Origin of the sequence: Neoakkermansia glycaniphila (assembly GCF_001683795.1) — a bacterium.
Taxonomy (GTDB): Bacteria; Verrucomicrobiota; Verrucomicrobiia; order Verrucomicrobiales; family Akkermansiaceae; genus Akkermansia; species Akkermansia glycaniphila.
The window spans coordinates 47,166-66,711 of the sequence record NZ_LIGX01000017.1; the positions used below are offsets into that span (position 1 = coordinate 47,166).

The window sequence follows — 19,546 nt, forward strand, 5'->3', positions numbered from 1 at the left end:
CTTTTCGTCTGGCACGAAAAGAGGTTTTCCGCTGCTCCCGCAGGCTTCTGCAAAGTGCGCTATTTCGACTTGACCCCGCCCCATAAATCCATTAAAATTCCGTTGCCAGAGATAACCGCTGGCAGGTAGACAAATGGAACCGATTTACGAAGGAAAAGCCAAGAAGCTTTACACAACGGATGATGCCAACGTACTCCGCATGGAATACAAAGACGACGCCACCGCATTCAACGCCCTCAAGAAAGCCAAGTTCGAGAACAAGGGCAAGATGAATAAGGCCATCACCCTCCTCATCTACAAGATGCTCGAAGCCAAGGGCGTAAAGACCCACCTCGTCGCCGATGTCGATGAAATCAATCTCCTCGTCAAGCGCGTAGACATCCTGATGGTCGAAGTCATCGTCCGCAACGTCGCAGCCGGTTCCTTCTGCAAACGCACCGGAGTGCCCGAAGGCACCGTGTTCGAAAAGCCTATCGTCGAATTCTCCTACAAGAGCGACGAACTCGGCGACCCGCTCATCAACGACGACTACGCCCGCGAAATGAAGATCGCCACCCCCGAAGAGTGCGAATACCTCCGCAAGCAGGCCCTCATCGTCGATGCCACCCTCACCGAATTCTTCAAGAAGGCAGGCCTCCGCCTCATCGACTTCAAAATCGAATTCGGCCGCCTCACGGAAGACCCCACCCAGATCGTCCTCGCCGACGAAATCTCGCCCGACACCTGCCGCCTCTGGGACATCGAAACCGGCAAGAAGATGGACAAGGACCGCTTCCGCCAGGACCTCGGCGACGTGATGGAAGGCTATGCCGAAGTCCTCGCCCGCCTTCAGAAGGAACAAGCCTGACCCATACCTCTACACACCACCACACACGGAGCAACATCATGACCCTGAACCTCGAAGTACTCAGCCGTTTCCAGGATGCGGCCGACGCCAACCACCTCCTTTACACCCCCATTCCGGACGCGCTGAAATCCAACCACAGCCGCGTATACACCGTCGAATGCGAAGGAGACATCGAGGCCGCACGGGCCTACATGCTCCGCGTGCTGGTGGACCCCATCTCCCAGGCAGTCGTCGAAGACGGCACCCCCGCGCTGGAAGGCGCCCTCTTCACCATCGACTACGGCATGAAACCCGGCTCCCTCGACCTCGAAAAGGAAGCCATCCTCACCAACTACCGCGGACAGAAGAACCTCCCCTTCACCATCACGTCCCTGAAAATCACCCAGCGCATCTACATCTTCGGCGAAGGAGACCGCGACAAGCTCGCCGCCCGCTTCACCAAGGACATCTGCAACCCGGCCATCCACTACTGGACAGTCGCCTGAGCCTCCGAAACGAAACCAATCCTCCACCGCACCGAACGCATGTCCGCCACCTATCGCCACATCCCCGTCCGCGACCTCAGCAGCGACCAGCTTCTTGAGCTCAGCAAAACCATGAAACTCTCCCTGTCCCGCGAGGACATGGAAGTCGTCCAGCAAATCTTCCGCGGCATGGACCGCGAACCTACGGACGTCGAGCTCGAAGTCATCGCGCAAACCTGGTCCGAACACTGCAAGCACCGCATCTTCTCCGCAGACGTCCACCACGTCGCAGACGGCAAGGAAGAAAACATCTCCAGCCTCTTCAAAACCTACATCAAGAATCCGTCCGAAGAAATCATGGACCGCAAGCCCGGCTTCGTCCTGAGCGCCTTCGTGGACAACGCCGGATTCATCACCCTCGACGACGATCTCGCCATCTGCCTCAAGGCCGAAACGCACAACCACCCCTCCGCCATCGAACCCTACGCTGGATCGAACACCGGCCTCGGCGGCGTCATCCGCGACATCCTCGGCGCAGGCAAGGGAGCCAAACCCATCGCCAACCTCGACGTCTTCTGCTTCGGCGCACCCGACACTCCTCCCGAAGCCATCAAGGCGCAGGACGTCATCCACCCGCTCGGCATCATGCGCGGCGTCGTCCACGGCGTCCGCGACTACGGCAACCGCATGGGCATCCCCACCGTCAACGGAGCCATCCAGTTCGACCCCACCTACATCTACAACCCCCTCGTCTTCTGCGGCACCGCAGGCGTCATCCCCCGCGAGGACATCGACAAGGAAATGCGCCCCGGCCTCAAAATCATCGCCATCGGCGGACGCACCGGCAAAGACGGCCTCAAAGGCGCCACCTTCTCCTCCGCTGCTCTCGGCGAAAGCTCCCATGAGGAAGACCACACCGCCGTCCAGATCGGCAACCCCATCGAAGAAAAGAAAACACTCGACTTCATCCTCGAAGCCCGCGAACGCGGCCTCATCGTCTTCCTGACGGACTGCGGCGCAGGCGGCTTCTCCTCTGCAGCGGGCGAAATGCTCAGCGTCACCGGCGGTGAACTCTTCCTCGAACGCGCCCCTCTCAAAGAACCCGGCCTCATCTCCTGGCAAATCTTCCTCTCCGAATCCCAGGAACGCATGGTCCTCGCCGTCGAAGAAAAAGACCTTCCCGAACTCCAGACCCTCGCCGACACCTTCCAGACCGAACTCACCGTTCTCGGCCACTCGGATGACACCGGCGTCCTGCGCGTCTGGCACAACGGCGAACTCGTCTGCTCGCTCGACAACAGCAAACTGCACGACGCACCCATCAAAAAACTCGAATCCGTCTTCACCTCCGGCCTCGCCAAAACGGGCCTCGACCTCCCGGCGGACACCCTCGCCGAAGACCTCAAGGCTGTCATGGCCGACTTCGCCATCGTCTCCCGCGAACCCATCATCCGCGAATACGACCACGAAGTTCAGGGCAACACCCTCCTCAAACCCCTCGCCGGGGCCTCGGCGGACGCTCCGCAGGACGGCTCCGTGATCGACATCGACGGCTCCGACAAAGCCATGGCCATGGCCTGCGCCATCCTTCCCGAATGGGGCAAAACGGACCCCTACGCCATGGGCACCGGCACCGTGGACGAATGCGTCCGCCAGCTCATCCTCGTCGGCGCGAACCCGGATAAAATCGGCCTCCTCGACAACTTCTGCATGGGCAACCCGGAAGCTCCGCAGGAACTCGGCCGCATCGTCGAATGCGTCAAAGGCATCGCCCGCGCCGCACTCGACTTCAACGCCCCGTACATCTCCGGCAAAGACTCCTTCTACAACTACTTCGAGACGGAAGACGGCCCGATCAACATCCCCGTCACCTTCCTCTGCTCCGGCATCGGCGTCGTCGACGACAAAACGCACGTCAAAGGCTCCTCCCTCCGCCGCAACGACAGCCTCCTCTACCTCATCGGCAACACCGAAGACGAAATGGGCGGCTCCGTTTACAGCCGCATCAAAGGCATCAAGGATGCCAAAGTGCCGCAAACCGACTGCGTGAAAAACTTCGCCCTCTACAAAGCCTACTACGAAGCCCTTTGCGCGGGCCTCGTCCTCAGTGCGCACGACATCTCCGAAGGCGGCCTTGCCGTCGCCGCAGCGGAAATGGCCTACTCGGGCAAGGGAGGCATCGAACTCGACCTCTCCGCCATCCCCACCGCAGGAGGCTGGAAAAGCCCCGCTGTCCCCCTCTTCAGCGAAAGCACGGGCCGCATCCTCTGCGAAGTCGATCCCGACCTTGCAGCCGAATTCGAAACCACCATGGCCGGATACCCCTGCGCCCGCATCGGCAAAGCCACCGAGGCGCACAGCATCGTCGCTGCGGACAACGGCAAAACCGTCCTCACCAGCAGCGTTGCCGAACTCAAGGCTCTCTGGAAAAACGGCCTCACCCCGTACTATTGATCCTCCGGCAGCCGAACCGCAACCGACCATACCAAACCACCACCACACATGGCACACGCACTCCTTCTCAAATACCCCGGCACCAACTGCGACGTCGAAACCGAACGCGCGCTCCGCACCGCCGGATTCTCCACGCAGGTACAACCCATCGCCACTGCACGCCCCGAACACGTCTCCAAAGCGCAGCTCGTCGTCTTCGCCGGCGGCTTCAGCTACGGCGATTACGTCATGAGCGGCCGCCTTGCCCAGCTCGAAACCGAGCGATTCCTCGGCGACGCCATCCATAAGCACCACCAGAACGGCGGCTTCCTCCTCGGTATCTGCAACGGCTTCCAAATCCTCACCAAACTCGGCATCCTGCCCAAAGCCTCCCTCATCTGGAACAAAAGCGAACGCTTCGAATGCATGTGGGACAAACTCGTCAAAGTCTCTCCCTCGCCGTACACCACCTTCCTTCCGGCCGAATTCGAACTTCCTTCCGCCCATGCCGAAGGCCGCCTTGTCATGGAACCCGGTGACGCCCAAAAATACATGGACTCCGGCCTCGTCTCCCTCCAGTACGGCGACAACCACAACGGCTCCGAACTCCGCATCGCCGGACTACAGGATGCCACGGGCCGCGCCATGGGCCTCATGCCCCATCCCGAACGCTTCCTCAAACCGCAGCACCACTACGACCCGGACTGGTCCGGCGACAGCGACTGGGGCTGGGGCTACTACCTCTTCAAATCCGCCTTCGAGGCCTTGAAGTAAACCGCAGCAACGAACCCTGCACGAGCCTGTGACCGACACCGCATTCATCGGAGCCACCTCGCCACTCGGCAAGATCTGGACTTCAAAACGCTACTTCGACTACCTCGTCGACCAGAACGAAATCCACCTCCTGCAGGGCCACGCCTATGCCGTCCTCGTCATCATCGACCCCGTCTTCTGGACGGGGCCGTACGCCGAAGGGCAGGACGACAACGCCAAAGACGGCTACGCCTTCCACTTCAAACGCCAGTTGAGCGACATCAAGGCGGAGCGGATCATCTACATCACCAGCGCGGACATCATCCCTGAAGACGGCGACGAACTCTCCCCGCTGCGCGACCCGGCAGGCAACCCCGGCATCAACCGCCAGCGCGACCTCTACAACTTCATCAACAAGCAATTCGGCCGCGTACTGAACGTCTTCATCCCCGAACTGGCCATCTCCGACCCGGCCTTCGGCGTCCTCGGGCTCCTCACGCCGCCTGCCGACAAAAAAGCCTCCCTGCCCGTCGCCCTGCTGGAACAGCACCAGCTCTACCCCATCGACCGCCTTGTCGATGATGTGGAAAGGGCCATCCCTCTCGGCATCGAAAACGTCATCCTGGCCACCCCTCCGGTCACCACATGCGAACTCGTCGAACAGCTCTACCCCGAACTGGCCGACAACCTGCCCGACGCCCGCACCAGCGACCCTCGCGGCAGCACCCGCACCAGCATCCACTCCTTCCACTGGCACGACCCGAAAGACGGCTACATCACCACCAAAGAAGACCTGCTGAACACCCTCGGCGCCATGCTCGACCATTGATCCGCCCTAGGTAAACCATTTCCTCTTCACCGCTTTCCTCAGGGAAAGCGGTTTTTCTTATCCATCGGCCGCAGCAGCAAAACCTACCCCTTCGGCAGGAAAAACGACCGCTGCTTCTCCGAAACGGGCAACCCCGCAAGCTCCATCGCCTGCAGCATATCCTCCCAAAGCTTGCGCCTCTCTCCCATATCCGACGTCCTCAGCAAATAGCTCGGGTGATGAGTCACCACCACCGGAATATCCCCATGGAACAGAGGCAGCCCCCGGAAAGCAGACAAAGGCAGATCGCTCTCGGCACGCAACAGCCCCCGGGCGGCAATCACGCCCAGAGCCACAATCGCACGGGGTCGCACCAGCTCAATTTCCACATCCAGCACGGAAGCGCCCAGCGCCATCTCCTTCTCGTTCGGAGGGCGATTATTCGTCGTCTGGCGCGGCAGAGCCGGGCGGAACTTCACCAGCTCCGTCAAATAAATGGAATCTCGTGCCAGCCCCATGGCCGCCAGAATACCGTCCAGCTTCTTCCCCGCCTCTCCGGCAAACGGCATCTTCGCCTGCTCATCGAAATAATTCGGAGCATCCCCCACAAACATCAGGGAAGCCCGCACATCGCCCTGCCCGAACACGGGAATCTCACGCAGCGAACCGAGATTCAGCATCGGAGTCCACCGGGGCAACAGCCTCCGGAAAAGCATCCACCTCTCCTCGTCCGTACTGCCTCCGGGTCGGAAACGCGGCACCGCATGGGCCGTCGGATCATCCAGCTCGGCATTCCCGGCCTCCTCCTGCTCCACCTCCTCAAGCACGCGCAACAGACTCGAAGCCACGGCCGCCTGCTCTCCGGATGGTTCTGCGGCATTGCCGGCAACCTCCACCTGAGCCGAAGGCGGAAGCCCCATCTTCAAACGCTTCGCCTCCACCATCCAGCGGCGCAGCACCAGCCGGGCCTCCTCATCCACCGGAAGCATTGCCGTCCCCTGCTCCTGCAGTGCGCGGAGGCGGTCAATCACAAGCTGGCGGGCATCGGCAATCACGCGCAAACCATAGCACACCTCCCGAAAACAATCAACCACCCACTTCACCTTTCCTAGGCGAGGCGACCTCTTCTCCACGGCACCCCTCCGCCGCACGGCCCTTCATCGTCTTCCCGTTGAACGGCGCGACAAAAGCATCCTCCTGCACGCCTTCCGACGACAACCCTGACCGGAAATCGTCCAGCGTCTCCTGCAAACTCTCATCCGCCAGCTGCCACGTACCGAAATGGCACGCCATCCCGCGAACGGCGCCCAAAGCCTTGAATGCCTTCACCGCCTGCTGCGGAGTCAAATGCGCCTTTGCAATGAAATCCAGAGGCTTGTAGGCGCCGATCGACAAAATCGCCAGATCCGGCTCTCCCAGCCTCTCGCGGATCTCGGCAAAAAACGAAGTCCATGCCGAATCCCCGGCAAAATACACCTTCACTCCGTCATGCGAACGAATAAAGAACCCGCCCCACAACGAACGGTTCTTCCGCTCCTCCGAACGGTAGCGGCCGCTGTAATGCTTCGCCGGAGTCAGTGTCACGGCCACCGACCCCGCCGCCGTCTCCACAGCCGTCTCCTGCCACCAGTCGATCTCCCGCACACGCGCCCGTCCGCAGTGGTATTCAAGCAGGGATTTCATCCCCAGAGGCACGATAAACAGCGGATTATCCCTCTTCACCAGCCGCTGCAGAGTCTCCACATCGAAATGATCGTAATGATCGTGCGACAGCAAAACCGCATCCACCCTCGGCAAATCCTCCCACGCAATACCCGCAGGGCGGCACCTCTTCGGCCCCGACCACTGCACCGGACTCACCCGGTCGGACCACACAGGATCCGTCAGCACATTCAGCCCGCGCAAGCGCAGCAGCACCGTCGAATGATTCACCATCGTCGCCTCCCAGCCTCCGGGCGCCACCTCTCCTGCCAGCTCCGGTACATCCGCGTTCGCGGCGACTACCGAATAAAACCCCGGATCGCGGAAACAAAACCATTCCAGGGCGCGTAAAAACGACCCCTGCTCCACCTCGTCGGCCACATGGAAATGCCTGCCGTCGAAATGATCCGTCACCGGACCGCGCCACTCTCCGGAGCGGCAAAGCGTCTGCGCCACCAGCAAATTCGCGCCATACGTAGCTACCGCCATCCCCCCCGCCACGCATACGCTCCACCTCACCCAACGCCGTCTCCAAACCGTTCGCAACCATCGCATGAGCCGGATTGTACCAAAAGCCGGAAGATAGAAAAGCCGAAAGAACGCCCCGCGGCCGGAACACAGTTCCCTGTTGCCACAGCGCAACATATGCGTAAAACAGGCACGCGTCATGCACGCATCCTGCTCCGGAGACGGAGCCCCACAATCCCATGTATCACGCTATCCTACTCGAAACTAACCATGAAAAAAGGGCAGAACATCATCGGCGCCCAAGTCAGAAAACGGCGCAACCAATTGCACCTATCGCAGAACAGATTTGCCACCTCCTGCCAACTCAACGGTTGGCAGCTCTCGCGGGAAACGCTTTCCAAAATCGAAGCGGGCCTGCGATGCGTCACTGATGCGGAAACGCTCTTCCTGTCGCAAATGCTCTCCTGCCCCGTCAACTACCTGATGGAAGGCGCCCAGCACGACAACATCCTGCAGGCCATGCGCCACAGCCGAGACACCGGAGACGGAACGGCAGAACACCTCGAACATGACGCCTGACTGCGGCCATCCGCAATCAGGCGCAAAACAACCGCTGGGCCGCCACTCTTACTCGCCGAGGCGCAGAACGATCTTCCCGTTGCGGAACTCTTCCTGGGCCTTCGCGGCGGCCTCGTTCACATTCTCGATACGGTACACGGAATCGACCGCCTGCTTCAGGCGGCCGCTCGCCATCCAGATGGAAAGCTGCCCGTAGGCGAACTCGATATCTGCCCGCGTCGCATTCTTCAGCCACTGCGTCACCCACAGCCCCTTGAGCTGCACTCCCTTGAAAATCAGGAAACCGTTCGGCACCTTGATACTCTGCTTGCTCATCGCGCCGAACGTCGTCATCGTCCCGCCCGGAGCCAGCATATCCATCAGGCGCAACGCGCTATCGCCGCCCACCGCATTCGAAGCCAGCACGGGGCGCACGCCGCCCGTCGACTCCAAAGCCTTCTTCACCATATCCTCTTCCCCATCCTCCAGCACGATATCCGCACCCAGCGCCGTCAACTCCTCGCGCAGGCCCTCCGCCCGGCGCACGAGATTGATCGTCTTCACCCCCATAATCTTCGCAATCTGAATAATACAGCGGCCCACCCCGGAATTGGCGGCATTCTGCACCACCCAGTCTCCGGGCTTCAGCTCCACATACCCCGTCAGCATCCGCAGAGCAGTCAGAGGATTCACCTTCAGCATCGAAGCCTGCGTCGGATCCACCTTCTCCTCCAGCTTCAGGAAATTGTCTGCAGAAGCCGTTAGGAACTTCGCCCACGACCCCACGCCGCGCAGCAGAATCACCTGATCGCCCGGCTCGAAACCGGGAGCGGCGGACACTTCCACGATACCGCAGCCTTCCAGCCCGGCAGGGGAATCGGGCAGCACGGGCTTGATACCGTACACACCCTGAATGAAATTGATATCCGCAGGATTGATAGGCGCGGCGAGCATACGCACCAGAAGCTCGCCCTCCTCGGGCTCGCGCACGGGAGCGGACTTCACCTCAAGCACCTGTTCAGGCGCACCGCACGTCGAAAAACTGGCAAAATGGTTCTCTCTCATATCCCGTCTATTCCGCACAAAAAAACGGTACGCGTCAAGTCTGCGATGCGTTCCCCAAGTAAAAAAATACAACAATTTTACCCGAAGCAAGCGGTTTTGCTTGACCTCCGGCCGAAATGTAGTAGACTCTTGCTCCGCTTAACTCAAAACGCAACAAATCTTATGTCCAGAATTTGCCTTATTCGCGGTTCTCAGCCGCGCGCCGGTCGCCGAATCCACCGTTCCGGTCTTGCCAAGAAGAAGGGCGGTATCGGCCGTCACGTCACCAAAACCGTCAACCGCACCGTTTACCCCAACCTTCAGGAAAAACGCATCTGGGTTCCCGAGCTGGGCGGCTTCGTCAAAATGAAGCTCTCCTGCAAGGCGCTTCGCACCATCAGCAAAAATGGTGCCTACAATACGCTGAAGGCCGCCGGCCTGCTTTAATTTTCGGAATTTTGAACGGAACGATACCCGGATGTGTCTTACACCATGTGGGTATCTTCCGCCAAGACCGGTAAACGAACGCGGAAGGGTGGCTCAAACAAGCCTCAAAAAAGAACAATAAGCAACTATCACTTTTCCTAAGCACATGACTTCACAAACCAAAATCGCGCTTCGTATCAACGATGAAAATCCGAACCACCACCTGTGGAACAACCGCGGGGTCTGGTGGTGCCACGTGACCGTCCACAAGCCGGACGCCACTGCGGAACGCCTCCGCTTCTCCCTCAAAACGAGGGACATCGAAAAGGCCCGCACGCGCCGCGACCGAATCTTCGCAGACATTCAGAAGCATTTCGGCATCGCCGCATAAGGCACGGAGATATCCATCATCACAACCCTTCCCCACCAAAAGGCCGTCCTCCCAAGGACGGCCTTTTCTCATCCCGCACCGCCTCCGGAAAATATGAACTCCCTGCCGCAATCCACACTTGCTACGCGCAACGGAACACGATAGACTCATTCCAGATATGGCAAACGACTCCTCCTCCGCAGAAGCCGAAAAGAACGCGGCAAACAGGCAGCGCGCTCTGGACGCAGCCCTGCTCCAAATCCAGAAAGACTTTGGCGAAACAGCCATTATGCGCCTCGGCGACAAAACCTCCATGGCCGTCGAAGTCATCCCCACCGGCAACCTTCTCATCGACCGCGCCCTCGGCACGGGCGGTTTCCCCCGAGGCCGCGTCGTCGAAGTATTCGGCCCCGAATCCTCCGGCAAAACCACCCTCACCCTCACCGCCATCGCGCAGGCACAGAAGGCAGGCGGCCTCGCCGCCTTTATCGACGTGGAACACGCGCTCGACCCCAAATACGCCGCCAAGCTCGGCGTCAACCTCGACGACCTCCTCGTCTCCCAGCCGAACTCCGGTGAAGAAGCCCTGCAGATCTGCGAAGCTCTCGTCCGCTCGAACGCCATCGACGTCATCGTCGTGGACTCCGTGGCCGCCCTCGTCACCCGCCAGGAACTGGAAGGCGACATCGGCGACTCCACCGTCGGCGCACAGGCACGCCTCATGTCCGCCGCGCTCCGCAAACTCACCAGCCTCATCTCCAAGGCTCGCACCGTCTGCATCTTCACCAACCAGATCCGCGAAAAAATCGGCGTCATGTTCGGCAACCCCGAAACCACGCCCGGCGGACGCGCCCTCAAATTCTACGCTTCCGTCCGCTGCGACATCCGCCGCATCGGCCAGATCAAGGGCAGCGACGGCTCCGTAGCCGGCAACCGCACCAAACTCAAAATCGTCAAAAACAAAGTCGCGCCTCCCTTCACCGAGTGCGAATTCGACATCATGTACAACGAAGGCATCTCCTCCGTCGGCAGCCTGCTCGACCTCGCCATGGAATACGACGTCATGCAAAAGCGCGGCTCATGGATCAGCTACAACGGATCCCAGGTCGCCCAGGGACGCGATGCCGCCAAGGAAGCCCTGCGCAACAACGCCGAACTCTACGCGGAAATCGAAGAACTCGTCAAACAGAAACTTGAGGAAAAAGCCGCTTCCGGCAAATAAACCGCCATCCTTCACCTCTTCAAACCGGGCGGCACGGGTACAACCCTGCCGCCCGCTTGCATCCTGCCATGAACCCATCCGACGAACTCCCGCCCGTTCACAGCTGGCAGGCTCCGGACGACATTCGGGAATACACCCTCGCCTGCCTCGCCGCCCTCGGCCTGCACGCATGGGATTTCGGCTGGGACCGCGCCATCAAACGCCTCGGATGCTGCCACATCACCGCACGCCGCATCACCCTCTCCGCCCACTTCGTCCGCGCCCACCTGCCGGACCACACGGACATCATCCGCGACACCGTCCTGCACGAAATAGCCCACGCCATCGTCTGGGAACGCCACCGCAAACTCGGCCACGGTGCGGAATGGAAACACTACTGCCGCCTCCTCGGCGCCACGCCGCGCGCCACCACCAGCCGCAGCCTCGACTTCTCCCAGCGCCCTCCTACCTACATCCTTCGGCTCCGCACCACGGGGGAAACAATCCGCACCTACCACCGCAAACCACGCTTCAGAGGCCCCGTCAAACGCTTCTACCTCCCCGGCAGGCCGGACACCCTCGGCCAGCTTGAACTCGTCCGCTACACCCCGCCGGAGCCTCCGGCACGGTAATCCGCATACACCCGGTCCACCTCCCCAAAACTCCTCCCCTCGCGGCGGGCGCGCTGCGTCTCCTCCAGCCTCTCTTCATCAATCCAGTACAAATGCGCCTCCAGCGGATTGTACACGTCCGGCACCGAAAACCGTGTCTCCGGCGTATCGGGAAACCTCAACCACCGCCAGTAAGCCAGCCGGGCGCAATCATCCCTCCACCCCGGCACCCACACGGCCAACTCGTAAATCCGCCGCTGCACCGCATGCGTCGCCCGCTCCAGCGCCTCCTCCGTAGCCGCATCCCGCTCAGCCTCCAAAGCCTTATCCAGAACGGCATCGGCTACAGACGTAATATTGTTATTATCCGGCACCAGCCCGCCATGAGCATCCCGGGCCAGCGAAGAATGAAACCACCCGAAATTCTCAGGCAGCGGATACGGCAGAGGCTCCGCCCAAAACACCGCCTCATGCTTCTTCGCATACACCTTGCGCGCACAGGCCGCCATATCATCGCAATCCGGCACAATCTCCACCCCGCACTGTGCCGCATACTGCCTCAGCACGGAAACCATCGCCGCCACGGAAGGAGATAAATTCGTATACGACAGCGCAACACTCAACCGCTTGCCCTCCGCATTCCTCAACACCCCATCCTTCCCCGCCACCGAAAAACCTGCCCGGGCAAAACACTCCCGCGCCTTCTCCGGTGAAAAACCGCGCTGCGGCAAAGCCTCCAGCGACCACCGCCCGTAGCCCGACGCAAAACTCGCCAGCCGCCTGCCCTCGCCTCGCGAAAGCAAAGCATCCACCGCATCCATATTCAGCGCATAATGCAGCCCAAGCCTCACATCCTGGGAATCCAGCGGAGCGACCGCAGCATTCAGATACACCCCGTAGGGCGGTTCCGGAAAACAACCGAAAAACGTCGCCTTCTCCACATACCCGTCGAACACCTCGGGAATCTCCAGCCGGTCCTGCCATACCGGCACCTTGCGCACCACCATCACATCCAGCTCCCCCTTGCGGAACAGCTCCCAAGCCTGCAACTCGTCCGGCAGATTGACATGCTCGACTGCATCCACATTGCACGTCCATCGGTAAAACCTCCTCTCCCGAGCCCACCAATCCTTCACCCTCTCCAGCACCACCTTCCTCCCGCGCACCACCTGCGCCGGATCCACGCGGTAGGCTCCCGTCGTCGGAGCCACGCGCCATTGGTACCTCTCCGGAAAATCCGAACCGAACTCCGCATAAAACCCCGGCTCCGCCGGATAAATACCCTTTGCCGCCATAAAAGGCAGCAGGGGCCTCCCATACCTCATCGTCACCGAAAGAACCCGGTCGCCATACACGCGAACCCTCTCGTACGCCGCCCGGAACGCCGCCGCATAAAAAGGATCCTGCCCGAACACGGAACACCGCACATACGCGCCAACCAGAAAATCCACCGCCTTCACCGGACGCCCGTTCGAATACCGCGCCTCCGGATCGATACGGAAAAACACCGTTCGACCGTCCGGAGCTTCCGCCCACTCGCTGGCCAGCGCAGGAATCACCCGGCGGGTCACCGGGTGCAGCCCCACCAGCGGCATCTCCACCCGGTCGAACATCGGATAGCGGAAATACTGCACGCTATTCGGACCGAAAGCGCGGAACGTCGAAGGAAACGACGCCGGATTCCATAGCCTGACCACCCCGCCCTTCACCGCCCTCGGATCGCCGATCTCCGGCTCCTCCAACCCGTTCTTCCAGACAAGGCCACCCGGAACCTCATCGGCCGCGCCGACTTCCAAAGCGGGACCGTCCCACGTCTCCAAAAAATCCTCAAAACCGGGAGGCATCCCCCCGGCATGCACCGCAGGCGCAGCATCGGCCTCAAACGGTTCCGCCATGCGTGAAACCGCCCACCACCCCGACAAAACCACCAAACCGCACGCCAGCACCGCCAAACCCGGCCAGCGCCACCTCACAGCACACCTCCTGACCTGAAAAAAAGACTCCGGCCACACCGTCCCCGCGCCGCAACCCTGCTTCGCCACAGAATCGCCGACACGGAAAAAACGGAATGACCGGAACCCATAAACAACCGAGATTAGCCAGCCTACGGCATCAGAACGTCAGCGTCACGCCGCCGTACACGGCCGTACCTGCCGAAATGATATCGTAGGTCGAATTTCCGGAATAATCGGGCTGGGTCACAAAACGATCGTTGCCCATATTCTCCACACGCACATGGAAAGCCAGATTGTCCGTCGCCTGCCAGCGCGCATACCAGCGCAGCACGCAATAACTATCGATATGGGAACCCACACCCGCCGAACGGCCGGAAGCCGCCGTCACACCGAGCCCCGTCGTCACCGAAGCGATGGGGCTCGTATGGATATCTGCGCTCCACACGCTGCGCGCCGTATAGGAAAGCTGCTGATCCGAATTATTCTTCGGCACCGTATAGGTATAGGCCAGCGTATAGCCGCTATTCCAGGCATCGCCGAACTCGCCGCGCAGCGAACATTCCACGCCCACAGCCGTCGCATACGAATAATTCGTCCACGAAGAATAATCGGCCGTCGCGCCGATCTGGTCATTGATGCGGGTCCAGAACCCTGTCACCGTCAAATAATGCTTGTCGGCCACGCGCTGTTCCACGCCGAGATCGCCGCCGAGGGACTTCGACACCTTCAGATCGGGATTGCCCTTATAACGGGAATAGCCGATCGTGCAATCGGCAAAACGCTCGAACGCGCTCGGAGCACGGTAACCGGAACCGAACGAACCGAACAGACGGGTCGGGGACTTATCTCCCGTCACCTTCCACGAAGCCGCTGCGCGGTACGTAAACAACTCATTCCAGATCGTACTGCTATCCAAACGGGCTGCAGCGCTCAAATCCAGATTCGACACCGGGGAATACATATGCTCGGCAAAAAGACCGTAGGTATTCTCCAGATTACGTGTCTCGTAATTGCTTACGAACTGGGCCCGGTTCCATGCGAACCCTGCCGTCGTCCTGTGCTGCTTGTTCCACTGCATCAGATTGCGCCATTCAATCTGCACATTCCGCAAATTCGAATCGAACGTATCGTAACCCGTGAACAGGGGGGAATACGTATCCGTAAAATCGAACCCGTAATAACCGACCATCAGGCTGGACGACCAGATCTTGTTCACCTGCGTATCCAGCTTCATCGTCGCGAGATTCGTCCGGTAATAATCGGTCACGCGCGCAAAACCGCCGTACATGGGAGCAAACGTCACCGGATCATAATCCGTCGCGCATGCCTGCGGCTGATTGGCCTGAGCATCCTGGCGGCGGTAGGTAAACGTCAGCTTCGTCGAATCGCTGATCTGGTAGCCGAGGCGCACGGCTTCGGACCACTGCTCGAACTTCGCAGCATGGCGATCGAGAATCGGCGCCGCCGTCGTCGGATCGTTATTCGTCCGCTCGTACGTGGCCGACACGAAATAATCCAGCTTCCCGACCTGCCCCTGTGCAATGGCTGCGCCCGTAAACGAATCGAAAGAACCCGCTTCCGTAAACACCTTGAAACTCGGCTTGCCCTGCCCCTGCGGCGTACCCGTCGCCACCACGCCGCCGATGGCCCCCGCGCCGTACACGGCGCCTTCGGAACCCCTCACCACCTCGGTATTGCCGATGGAAAACAAATCCGTCGTCCCCATAAACACGGGCCCCGCCAGCGCACCGATGCGGTACAGGCGCATACCGTCCACCATCGTCAACGTATAATCGGCGGAATTCATCCCGCGAATGCGGGCGTAGCTCACGGAACCGCGCTGGTAGGAAGAACCTCCGGTCGTCGTATACAGGCCGGGCACGCGCGTCAGAGCCTCCGTCATCGTCACCACGCCTTCCTTCTGCAACTGCTCGCTATTCAGAATCGACACGGAAACCCCCGTATTATTGTAGGGAACCTCCACGCCGTCATGCGCAGCCACCGTCACGGGCGGCAATTCCACATCCTGATTCGTTGCCGCTTGAGAGAAGGCGCAACCTCCCGCCATAGCCATGGCGAGAACAACTCGTGATACACCCGTCATGGGTGCAAATAATTTCATGGTCATATTGTATGCTCTGTGGACCGGTGATCCGCCGGCCGTTAGTGCGACACTCGAGGCTGGTACTCCGACTCATGCCGCTCGGCGGCAAACACGGTTGCGTCACAGTGCCGGAATTCCACCGGCTTCCCCATCGATTTCCTGCTGCTACCCGCAGCCTCCTCGATCGTCTCCGAACTGCTATGACAGCCCGGTAACACAAGAAGACACAAAAACGAATCGAAAAGCAAGCAAAAAGCAGCGTTCTCCCCCTAAAAACAGATAGATACCGACTCTACACGGCACCCGTCATCCGCTACGCCCGCCACGGGCGCACAACTTCACGAAACAAAGAGCTTCTGCTTCAGACGGGGTTCTCCACATCCTTCAGGATGGAAGAAGCCTCCCTCAAGCCGGCACGGCGAATGAACTCCTCAATCGTGAGCCCTTCCACCCGGGCTGCGCCTTCGATCAGAGCCCGGTCATCGGGCATGATCGGACAGGCGACGCACGTCACCGAATTCAAGTCGATCGATCCGGACAACGAATGAAGCGCATCCTCACCGGAATTTGCCTCCATCAACTGGCCGATCAGAATTCTTTTTACGATCGGAATAGGCCTCCCTTTCGAGAGCCAGCCGTCTACCGTACTCTTTGTCACATAACATTGTTGACCAAGCCAGGCCCGGCTTTTGCCTATTTTTTTAAGCCATCGCTTGATTTCATCAGTTGTTAGCACATGAAATTTATAGATAAAAATACAAACAAATACAAGCAAAAAAACAACTGTGCAAAAACACCCGTAATTCCATCTTGACAAGTGGGTAAAATTACCCTAACGTCTCCACTAACATGCGTGAGGAACAGCCATCTGCACAAGTCGTCTCCATTCGGCTCGACCAACAGGAAGCATCACTCGTTTCCCTTGCTCTCCGAAAAAAAAACGCAGCAACCGCCACATCGCAAACGATACACACATTCCTGATCACTTCCGCCATCCATGAGGCGAAAACCGTCCTGGACTCTACTCAACACGCCGCATCGCAGAAATCCATCCAGCAAACACGGCCGTACTCCTTCAGGACGAGCTCGAGCGAATGCAACCTTCCGCATCGAGAGGGATAAATTTTGCGGACAGGCTTTGTTTTGGCGTCAAACACATCCATCCCCGCGTACATCCCCAAACGCTTGCAAACAGATCACACGATACTCCCCTTACCCTATCATTTTTCTTATGCAACCATAGAGGAAGAATAATCGCAGGGCAAGGCGCAAGACTTTGAAAGAATCCCGACTCTTGCTACGTTTAAAGGTTGCCGCCTGAATCTTATCAGACAACGGCTCGCACCATCATCCCATACAGATTTGATCATGAAGAATTCCCTGTATCCGCTATCCTGTTTCCTGGCATGTGCATGGACAGGAAGCATGGCTTTCGCCGAATCCACCGACTCGTTTTGCTATGAAGTAAAGCCGGATCGCCTGATTGACCAAACCTACCAAACGATTGCTCCCAATGGACGAACAATCGAATCCGGCCGTGTCCGAAAAAAATGGGAATTATCGCAGGATATTTCCGCATATCCGCAATTCAAAGCAGCAAACATGCCCCTTTTGGAAGCCGTCTACAATCTGACGCTGGAAGAAACGAAAAAGAACACGCACCCCCTGCACGGCTCACCCACTCCCGTCTTCAATACGGGGGTCCACTGGAACAAGGTATGGACGCGCGACACGTCCTTTGCCGTCCAATACTCTTTAGGGTGGATTGATCCAGAAACATCCAAGGCCAGCCTGCTCGAAAAAATAAAGGGCGCCCCCCTGGAACTGCAGGAAGATACGGGTACAGGAGGCTCCTATCCTGTATCCACCGACCGCATCATCATTGCCATGGCCGTATGGGAACATTATCTGGCGACTGGCGATACCGCCTATCTGGCAAAGATGTACCCTGTTCTGAAATACACGGCGGAGAAAGATTTGCACATATGCTACGACCCCCGCACCGGATTATTCAAGGGAGAAACCAGCGGACTGGATCATCGCCGGAAAACCTATCCCATCTGGATGGACAATGGGTACTTCTCCGATATAGCGCAGTCGAAAGCAACCAGCACGAATATATTTTATGCCGTTTTGTTCAAGGTTCTCGCCGAATCTTCCGACATCCTGAACAAGGGAGAAAGTGCAAAGTGGAACGCCGAATACCTGAAACTGAAGAATGCCATCAATACAAATCTCTGGATTCCGGAGAAAAACGCTTATGCCTCGTGGCAGTATCCCGAATATATGGGTAATCCTGTCACGGACAAGATCGACGTGATTGCAAACGGCTATGCCGTCTATTACGGTATAGCCGATGCTGAACGATCTCAAAAGATACTGGCTCACTATCCGATGATCAAATATGGAGCCAATACGGTTTACCCGCAAAAACCGGACGGCATGTTTGTCTATCACAACTGGGGGGTATGGCCCGGATGGGAAGGAGCACTGATGCTAGGCGCAAAAAAAGCCGGCAATCATCGTATTGCAGAAGAAATTCTGAAATCCAATCTCTACAATGTCGCCATGAACCTGTCCAACTACGAAGTCGTCCATTACCAGACAGGACAAGGGCTGTGTTCGACACAGCAACTCTGGTCCATCGCGAGCACTCTGGCTTCCTACTACCGCATCCTTTTCGGCATGACGTACGAAACGGACGGTTTACGTCTCTCGCCGTATGTACCTTCCTTTGTCAAAGGGCCGCTCATTCTTGACAGATACCCATATAAAGGCAGCCTCCTGTCTTTGACGGTCACGGGAACGGGATCCCGCATCAAAACCATGTCCATCGACGGCAGGATCATTGACCGCCCTGAACAATATGTCTTCCGCTCCGACGGAAAAAACCATGATATACGCATGGAACTCGACGGCAGTGCAGACCAATCGCCGATCAACATCAAACAGGATAATCTGGTCGTTTGCCCGGATATTCCGCAAATGATTTATGCCGACGGAAAAATTCAATGGAAACCTGAAACAAAGTACGGCTACCTGCTCTGGACCGGAACGGAATATATTGATGTGACAGGAAAGTCGGAATACAAGGTACCGCAGAACAAATACGGTTGTTATACACTTATTGCAGTAACCGAAGACGGCATCCATTCGGAATTTTCCGCTCCCGTAGTTTTCAATCCAGCAGGCACGGTATGGGAATATGAAATGGAAGATGTAAAGACAAGTATTTCGGAACTGCCCAAAGCCTCCGAGATCAAGGGCTATTCCGGCGACGGCTATCTTGTTGACAAAGTCGACGGCCAGATCAAATCACGGAAGAGTGCCGAAGTATGGGTGACCGTTCCGGAATCAGGGGAATATCTGATCAGCTTCCGTTATAACAACGGCGACAGAGGAGACGTAGGCACAACCGGGGAAGCCCACTGTGCCATACGCTCCCTGCTGATCGACGGACAGGATATCGGCACCATCGTATTTTCGACAACATTCCGGAATCAATTCTATCCCTCGACAACATTGCGCGTACCTCTGGCAGCGGGCAGGCATCTGATCACGCTCGCATACAACACGGGCGGAAAAGAGATGAATAATTCATACGACATCAACATGGATACAAACAAGAACGATGTCTACCTGGATACGCTCAAACTGGAATGGGTGGGCAAAAACAAACCACAATAATCGACTTACCCGTCAAAACGGGCAGAGACCACCCATACCCCGGCCCTGCGGGCTGCTTGTTTTTGACACGAAATGTCGCCCCAATCATCGGCCGGACACCAACCGTACGTCAGGAC

The 19,546-nt window shown here is 58.5% G+C and carries 17 protein-coding genes and 1 riboswitch; of the genes, 11 read left to right on the plus strand and 6 right to left on the minus strand.

Annotated features, from left to right (window positions below):
* Positions 1–133: 133 nt before the first annotated feature.
* From purC to AC781_RS04350, 5 genes are read left to right on the plus strand one after another with little or no spacing between them, the layout of a single operon-like run.
* Positions 134–847, plus strand: a complete 714-nt coding sequence (purC, locus tag AC781_RS04330) for a phosphoribosylaminoimidazolesuccinocarboxamide synthase (protein WP_067774061.1) — start codon at positions 134–136, stop codon at positions 845–847.
* 38 nt (positions 848–885) lie between these two features.
* A complete protein-coding gene (locus AC781_RS04335) occupies positions 886–1,332 on the plus strand; it encodes a hypothetical protein (protein WP_067774064.1) in 447 nt (148 codons plus the stop codon).
* A gap of 39 nt (positions 1,333–1,371) precedes the next feature.
* Positions 1,372–3,765, plus strand: a complete 2,394-nt coding sequence (gene purL / locus AC781_RS04340; protein WP_067774067.1) for a phosphoribosylformylglycinamidine synthase subunit PurL — start codon at positions 1,372–1,374, stop codon at positions 3,763–3,765.
* 48 nt (positions 3,766–3,813) lie between these two features.
* The gene (locus tag AC781_RS04345; RefSeq protein ID WP_067774070.1) at positions 3,814–4,518 is read left to right on the plus strand and encodes a phosphoribosylformylglycinamidine synthase subunit PurQ; all 705 of its coding nucleotides are present in this window, start codon (positions 3,814–3,816) and stop codon (positions 4,516–4,518) included.
* Between the two features lie 28 nt (positions 4,519–4,546).
* Entirely contained in the window at positions 4,547–5,326 is a 780-nt protein-coding gene (locus AC781_RS04350; RefSeq protein ID WP_067774073.1) for a hypothetical protein, read from the plus strand.
* An 83-nt stretch (positions 5,327–5,409) separates the two neighbouring features.
* Here AC781_RS04350 and AC781_RS04355 read toward each other — a convergent pair whose 3' ends face one another.
* Both AC781_RS04355 and AC781_RS04360 read right to left on the minus strand, forming a co-directional pair.
* Positions 5,410–6,408 carry a uracil-DNA glycosylase gene (locus tag AC781_RS04355; RefSeq protein WP_141675747.1) on the minus strand — a complete coding sequence of 333 codons (999 nt, stop codon included), beginning with the start codon at positions 6,406–6,408 and terminating at the stop codon, positions 5,410–5,412.
* Positions 6,392–7,561 (minus strand): MBL fold metallo-hydrolase, encoded by a 1,170-nt coding sequence (locus AC781_RS04360; protein WP_172801771.1) that lies wholly within the window; start codon positions 7,559–7,561, stop codon positions 6,392–6,394. The genes AC781_RS04355 and AC781_RS04360 overlap by 17 nt, the downstream gene beginning before the upstream one ends.
* A 183-nt stretch (positions 7,562–7,744) precedes the next feature.
* On the opposite strand from AC781_RS04360, the gene AC781_RS04365 reads away from it, so the two are divergent.
* Positions 7,745–8,053, plus strand: a complete 309-nt coding sequence (locus AC781_RS04365; RefSeq protein WP_067774079.1) for a helix-turn-helix domain-containing protein — start codon at positions 7,745–7,747, stop codon at positions 8,051–8,053.
* Positions 8,054–8,101: 48 nt separating this feature from the next.
* Here AC781_RS04365 and AC781_RS04370 read toward each other — a convergent pair whose 3' ends face one another.
* Positions 8,102–9,097 carry an MDR family NADPH-dependent oxidoreductase gene (locus AC781_RS04370; protein ID WP_067774082.1) on the minus strand — a complete coding sequence of 332 codons (996 nt, stop codon included), beginning with the start codon at positions 9,095–9,097 and terminating at the stop codon, positions 8,102–8,104.
* 162 nt (positions 9,098–9,259) lie between these two features.
* Here AC781_RS04370 and rpmB point away from each other — a divergent pair, with 162 nt between their 5' ends.
* The 4 genes from rpmB (at position 9,260) to AC781_RS04390 (ending at position 11,705) form a co-directional block, all read left to right on the plus strand.
* The gene (gene rpmB / locus AC781_RS04375; protein ID WP_067774084.1) at positions 9,260–9,523 is read left to right on the plus strand and encodes a 50S ribosomal protein L28; all 264 of its coding nucleotides are present in this window, start codon (positions 9,260–9,262) and stop codon (positions 9,521–9,523) included.
* Between the two features lie 145 nt (positions 9,524–9,668).
* Complete coding sequence (locus AC781_RS04380; RefSeq protein WP_067774087.1) at positions 9,669–9,893, plus strand: hypothetical protein; 225 nt, start codon at positions 9,669–9,671, stop codon at positions 9,891–9,893.
* Positions 9,894–10,050: 157 nt separating this feature from the next.
* A complete protein-coding gene (gene recA, locus AC781_RS04385) occupies positions 10,051–11,094 on the plus strand; it encodes a recombinase RecA (protein WP_067774090.1) in 1,044 nt (347 codons plus the stop codon).
* A gap of 68 nt (positions 11,095–11,162) precedes the next feature.
* A complete protein-coding gene (locus AC781_RS04390; protein WP_067774093.1) occupies positions 11,163–11,705 on the plus strand; it encodes a SprT-like domain-containing protein in 543 nt (180 codons plus the stop codon).
* Here AC781_RS04390 and AC781_RS04395 read toward each other — a convergent pair.
* From AC781_RS04395 to AC781_RS04405, 3 genes are all read right to left on the minus strand, one after another.
* Positions 11,675–13,579 (minus strand): ABC transporter substrate-binding protein, encoded by a 1,905-nt coding sequence (locus AC781_RS04395; protein WP_067774097.1) that lies wholly within the window; start codon positions 13,577–13,579, stop codon positions 11,675–11,677. The genes AC781_RS04390 and AC781_RS04395 overlap by 31 nt on opposite strands.
* A gap of 217 nt (positions 13,580–13,796) precedes the next feature.
* A complete protein-coding gene (locus AC781_RS04400) occupies positions 13,797–15,761 on the minus strand; it encodes a TonB-dependent receptor plug domain-containing protein (RefSeq protein ID WP_176712494.1) in 1,965 nt (654 codons plus the stop codon).
* Positions 15,762–15,801: 40 nt separating this feature from the next.
* A riboswitch (cobalamin riboswitch) is annotated at positions 15,802–15,941 on the minus strand.
* Positions 15,942–16,104: 163 nt separating this feature from the next.
* Positions 16,105–16,401 carry a type II toxin -antitoxin system TacA 1-like antitoxin gene (locus tag AC781_RS04405; RefSeq protein WP_141675748.1) on the minus strand — a complete coding sequence of 99 codons (297 nt, stop codon included), beginning with the start codon at positions 16,399–16,401 and terminating at the stop codon, positions 16,105–16,107.
* 767 nt (positions 16,402–17,168) lie between these two features.
* Here AC781_RS04405 and AC781_RS04415 point away from each other — a divergent pair.
* On the plus strand, positions 17,169–19,430 hold the full coding sequence (locus AC781_RS04415; protein WP_141675749.1) for an alpha-L-rhamnosidase-related protein: 2,262 nt from the start codon (positions 17,169–17,171) through the stop codon (positions 19,428–19,430).
* Positions 19,431–19,546 lie beyond the last annotated feature (116 nt).

Bases quoted from the DNA above. Each gene is read 5' to 3' on its own strand.
- purC (WP_067774061.1), top strand. From the start codon at position 134: ATGGAACCGATTTACGAAGGAAAAGCCAAGAAGCTTTACACAACGGAT.
- AC781_RS04335 (WP_067774064.1), top strand. From the start codon at position 886: ATGACCCTGAACCTCGAAGTACTCAGCCGTTTCCAGGATGCGGCCGAC.
- purL (WP_067774067.1), top strand. From the start codon at position 1,372: ATGTCCGCCACCTATCGCCACATCCCCGTCCGCGACCTCAGCAGCGAC.
- AC781_RS04345 (WP_067774070.1), top strand. From the start codon at position 3,814: ATGGCACACGCACTCCTTCTCAAATACCCCGGCACCAACTGCGACGTC.
- AC781_RS04360 (WP_172801771.1), bottom strand. From the start codon at position 7,561: ATGCGATGGTTGCGAACGGTTTGGAGACGGCGTTGGGTGAGGTGGAGC.
- AC781_RS04365 (WP_067774079.1), top strand. From the start codon at position 7,745: ATGAAAAAAGGGCAGAACATCATCGGCGCCCAAGTCAGAAAACGGCGC.
- AC781_RS04370 (WP_067774082.1), bottom strand. From the start codon at position 9,097: ATGAGAGAGAACCATTTTGCCAGTTTTTCGACGTGCGGTGCGCCTGAA.
- rpmB (WP_067774084.1), top strand. From the start codon at position 9,260: ATGTCCAGAATTTGCCTTATTCGCGGTTCTCAGCCGCGCGCCGGTCGC.
- AC781_RS04380 (WP_067774087.1), top strand. From the start codon at position 9,669: ATGACTTCACAAACCAAAATCGCGCTTCGTATCAACGATGAAAATCCG.
- recA (WP_067774090.1), top strand. From the start codon at position 10,051: ATGGCAAACGACTCCTCCTCCGCAGAAGCCGAAAAGAACGCGGCAAAC.
- AC781_RS04390 (WP_067774093.1), top strand. From the start codon at position 11,163: ATGAACCCATCCGACGAACTCCCGCCCGTTCACAGCTGGCAGGCTCCG.
- AC781_RS04395 (WP_067774097.1), bottom strand. From the start codon at position 13,579: ATGGCGGAACCGTTTGAGGCCGATGCTGCGCCTGCGGTGCATGCCGGG.
- AC781_RS04400 (WP_176712494.1), bottom strand. From the start codon at position 15,761: ATGAAATTATTTGCACCCATGACGGGTGTATCACGAGTTGTTCTCGCC.
- AC781_RS04415 (WP_141675749.1), top strand. From the start codon at position 17,169: ATGGCTTTCGCCGAATCCACCGACTCGTTTTGCTATGAAGTAAAGCCG.